A 4,589-nucleotide genomic window follows, 5' to 3' on the forward strand; every position below is an offset into this window, starting at 1 on the left:
TGGAGGACTCCAGACAATCGGACTGCGTTGATTGCAGCCAACACGATCAGCGCGCAGAGCGTCTCAAAAGCTCGGAGGGGGATGTCGCGGAAGACGCTTGTCGACCCGCTTCTGCCGTTCGAACCAAGCAAACCAAATGGCAGCTTACTGGGTGTAACAGCCATGTTTGATTCGACCGGAATGACGGTGAAGCTCTGCTTATGCATCACACAGACCGAGCACGGCGAGGGCCGCTCTACGGGTTTCGTCGCTTGCGTAAAGCAGAACTACAACGTCGTCTCGTTTCGCGTGGGTAAATGGCTCACTCATGTGATCTGCTATTTTTTGCACATTGTCGATCGAGACGGCAAGCACGCTTTGGCTTAGACGGGTTGCCATGTTGCCCAAAGCGTGCGTCTCAGTCGCAGAGCGTAGATGGATGAAAATCCTCTTGCCGTCCACGATGGAAACGACTTTTCCTTCGTGAATGCCCCTTCCCCATTTGCTTTTAATCCTCATATTCTCTCTGGCCTTTTTTTCATATTTTTCGAAAGGAACAGCAAATACCGCGTCCAGGAAGTGTCGGCCTAATAGGCGACACGATCCACCGGATTTAGGCCGCGGACATTCGAGGGTGACCCGTCTTTCTGGCAGCCGACGAGTGTCCGTTGTCGGGCGCAGGCACGCTCGAATGTCCGCGTCGTTCCGTCGCTATTGTTTCAGCCACTCTCGAACCCACTTGTCCGTCCGTCTCAGTTAGCCCTCGCTCCCGTCTCCGGCACACAGACTGGTAACAGCGCAAATACCGGTTCTGGCCGAGGACGTGTCGAAAAGAATCGGCGCGCGAAGGTCCGTTAACCATGCAACGCCGACGTTTGAATGTCAGCGTGAAAGCTCATGCGAACGGCCGTAGCTGGCCGGCTGGCGTCCTTGGTGTCGACGCCGACCGAACCCCGGCGAGCGACCGGACCGAACTCCGTGCCATACTTGCGAATCCCTCGCCCATATGTCAACGACCTTGATGACCGCCTTTTCCGCGTCCATCGGCTTTAACTTCAACCCGCTCGACCGCCGCTCCGACAAGCGGGACGACCACGCCTTCTTCGAGCATCTAAGTGGCGACCCGGCCGCGCGCTTTCTCGTCTTCGACGGCGACGTCCCCTTGCTCAAGCGAGGCAGCGAGTATGACCCGTGGTTCGTCGCCAGCGAGACCGCTGCCTTTGGCCAGCCGCTTCATAGCGTCTTCCTCGGGGAGGATACCGACGGCGGCGGACGCTTCGCGCTCGGCTTCGCGCTCAACCTTGCGCCAGAGGACCCATCGCCAGGCACCGGCTATGACCGCATCGACCTTCGCTCGCTCGCGTTGCAAGACCTCGTCGCTGCGGGAGCGCTCGGAATACTGGCCGAGGCGAAGTCGATGCTTGACTGGCATCGCCGCCACTCCTTCTGCGCAAACTGCGGCTCTGTAAGCCGCGTCACGACGGCCGGCTGGCAACGCATCTGCGATGTTTGCGGCACACGCCATTTCCCGCGGGTGGATCCAGTCGTGATCATGCTGGTGATAGACGGCGAACGGTGTCTGCTCGGACGCCAGCGCCATTTCGCCCCTGGAATGTACTCGGCGCTTGCTGGTTTTGTTGAACCGGGCGAGACCACGGAAGACGCCGTGCGCCGCGAAGTGATGGAGGAGGCTCGTGTGAAGTGTGCACGGGTTGTCTACTTCGCGTCGCAGCCGTGGCCGTTTCCTTCATCGCTGATGATCGGTTGCTTTGCGCAGGCGAGCGATACCGACATCGTCGTCGATACGGACGAACTCGAAGACGCCCGCTGGTTCTCGCGCCAAGAGGTTGCGGCGATGCTCGCGGGAACGCATGCGGATGGTCTGTCGACGCCCAAGCCGTTCGCCATTGCCCATCATTTGCTGCAGGCGTACGTCGAGAAGGGTGGTTCGGTATTGCTCAGCTGAGCGTCCCGCAAAAGGAGCGCTTGCAATTGCACAGAATCGCCAGGTGCGCGAGGCCAGAAGCTGGATCGCTCACTCCGGCGTAAGGCGTCGGTGGGGACCGATTCTCGCCGCCCCCTAGGCTTATCCCGTCGGCCCGATTCGAATGATGCGAGACGCCCCATTCATCTCAAGCTGGACTTCCGATTGTTGACCATCTTGGGCAATGCGTCGAACGTCTCTCTGGCCGATAGTCGGCGATCAGCCAAATACAGTTCGGCAAAACGGAATTTCGTGGAATACAGATGTTCGCAGTGGGAACTTGACCAAGTCTGATAGGGGGCGAATCTCGCCACCACGTTGGCTCGAGAGCGCGACCGGATAAGCCGTCCGCGCTTCGTCTCGATGTTTTTGCTATTCAGTGGCGATGGCACCTGCATCCTCGCAGGTGTAGCCCAGTGCTTCGGCGACCTCGGGACAGGTCACTTTGCCGAACGCGACATTCAGGCCACGACGCAGATGTTCGTCATCGGTAAGCGCCTTGCGCCAGCCCTGGTCGGCGATTTGCAGGACAAAGGGAAGCGTCGCGTTATTCAACGCATAAGTGGACGTGCGCGGCACACCGCCAGGCATGTTTGCGACACAGTAATGTACGACTTCGCCAACTTTGTACGTGGGGTCCGCGTGAGTCGTAGGCCTCGCGGTTTCGCAGCATCCGCCCTGGTCGATCGCGACATCGACGATGACGGAGCCGGGGCTCATCGCGTCAACCATCTTGCGGGTGACGAGTTTGGGCGCAGTGGCGCCGGGCACGAGCACGCCGCCGATCACGAGGTCGGCATCGAGCACGTGTCGTTCGATGTTGTCCTGATTCGAATACACGGTGATCACGCGTGCGCCCAGCAGCCGGTCCATGCGTCGCAGCGCATCGACATTGCGGTCGATTACGACGACCTGCGCACCCGTGCCGACAGCCATCTGCGAGGCATTGGTGCCAACCACGCCGGCGCCGAGGATCACAATCTTCGCGGGGGGCACGCCCGCCACGCCGCCAAGCAGGATGCCCTTGCCACCGTGCGCGCGTTCCAGGCTGAACGCGCCCGCCTGAATCGACATGCGGCCCGCAACCTCTGACATGGGCGCGAGCAGAGGCAGTCCGCCGCCGCGTTGCGTGACGGTCTCATAGGCGATGCAGACCGCGTTGCTTCGGACGAGATCGGCGCACTGCTCGGGGTCCGGCGCGAGGTGCAAATAGGTGAAAAGAATCTGTCCTCGGCGCAGCATCGCACGCTCGGGCGCCTGGGGCTCTTTCACCTTGACGATCATGTCGGCAGCGGCAAACACCGCTTCTGCGCTGGGCGCAACCTGCGCGCCCGCGGCCCGGTACGCGTCGTCCGTTGCGCCGATGCCTGCGCCGGCGCCTGTCTCGACGTCCACGCTGTGTCCATGCGAAACGATCTCACGCACCGAAGACGGCGTGAGACCGACACGATACTCGTGGTTCTTGATCTCCTTCGGAACGCCTATGTGCATATTGCCTCCTGTATGGGACTGCCGGTCTGCCGCGAAATGATCTGATTCCTCAGACGCCCAGCACGAGCGGCGAGCGTTGGCGAGGGAGGCATCGACGACGCTAACGCACGCAGGCGGCAGGATCGCAAGAAACAATCGCCACCGTCTACCCGATTTCACCTGTTGGCGACGCCATCGCCGGGCGCTTGACCAGTAGCAGGTTGTGACGGGTAGCATCGGAGCGGGATGCATGCGGAAATCGAGCGTGACGTAGGTGCTATATCCGGCTACGAGTAGTGATTTCCACAATACTATCGGTGGTGTGGTAGAAGTTGTTAATGTAATTGTGGTGAATTTTGGTTGAAACACCTGAATTAGGCGATGCGTGTCCATCACCTTACATCGCAGGCCTAAGGGTTTATATCGAGTCCTGTCTCCTCCATGTCTCCTTTCGATATGGATTTAGCCCGACGCCATGCGGGTCTTTTCTTCGACTACTGACTCGCTATACGTCGCCGAACGCGGTGCTATCGTCGGTTCTCCTTCTGGCGCCGCTCTGACATCCATTTCCTGCGAAAGTACGCAACTCGAAGAGACAGTCAAGGCACACGAAGGGCTGCAGATTGTCCACGGGCCGACGCGGCTGCGCCCGCTCAGCCGTCGTTCCTTTCGCTTGCAACGTTACTGTTGCCGCATGTGCAACGCCAACTTATTGTTCGAACTCAATCCGCTGCAGCCGGAGCACTCGGATTAGGTTTGCCTGTATCAGGCCTCAAACATTTTCGACCCGGTCTCAACAGCTCATCCGGGTATGGACGAAGGTGATCGAGTTCTTGGCTGCCATCAACGATCAGGTTTAGTCGATAGGTCTGGAGTTCACGGCAAAAGAATCGTCGGACGGCTATTTACGCTAGCTACTGCCAAAAATTGTCGCAGCGTTAAAGACAGCTATGTGGAAACTCGATGGTCCACATAGGGTGGAAACCACACGTTGGCTGACACCGGGACCTGACATTCGCTGCCATCGATGTGCAAACGGCAGGAAGGTGCCCTGAAGCTGCCTCACAGACGTCGTTGCCTGAACGTCGGCAATGGCCGAGAGGACTAAACCGCTCGCGCGGTAAGGGGCTCCGGCACAACTCTGGCGGCGAATGGG

Annotated in this window: 3 protein-coding genes; 2 read left to right on the forward strand and 1 reads right to left on the reverse strand. The window is 59.5% G+C overall.

Annotation, left to right across the window (positions count from 1 at the left end):
• Positions 1 to 366, forward strand: a 366-nt coding sequence (locus tag M0D64_RS44550; RefSeq protein ID WP_266262278.1) for a hypothetical protein, incomplete at its 5' end; no start/stop codon positions are given.
• Between the two features lie 634 nt (positions 367 to 1,000).
• Complete coding sequence (gene nudC, locus M0D64_RS44555; RefSeq protein ID WP_266262279.1) at positions 1,001 to 1,945, forward strand: NAD(+) diphosphatase; 945 nt, start codon at positions 1,001 to 1,003, stop codon at positions 1,943 to 1,945.
• Between the two features lie 390 nt (positions 1,946 to 2,335).
• On the opposite strand, the gene ald is transcribed toward nudC, so the two are convergent.
• A complete protein-coding gene (ald, locus tag M0D64_RS44560) occupies positions 2,336 to 3,454 on the reverse strand; it encodes an alanine dehydrogenase (protein WP_266262280.1) in 1,119 nt (372 codons plus the stop codon).
• Between the last annotated feature and the right edge of the window lie 1,135 nt (positions 3,455 to 4,589).

Origin of the sequence: Paraburkholderia sp. WS6 (assembly GCF_030464835.1) — a bacterium.
In the GTDB taxonomy this organism is placed as follows: domain Bacteria; phylum Pseudomonadota; class Gammaproteobacteria; order Burkholderiales; family Burkholderiaceae; genus Paraburkholderia; species Paraburkholderia madseniana.

What these genes read in the sequence shown, in the direction of transcription:
- nudC (WP_266262279.1), top strand. Translation starts at nt 1,001, where the DNA reads ATGACCGCCTTTTCCGCGTCCATCGGCTTTAACTTCAACCCGCTCGAC.
- ald (WP_266262280.1), bottom strand. Translation starts at nt 3,454, where the DNA reads ATGCACATAGGCGTTCCGAAGGAGATCAAGAACCACGAGTATCGTGTC.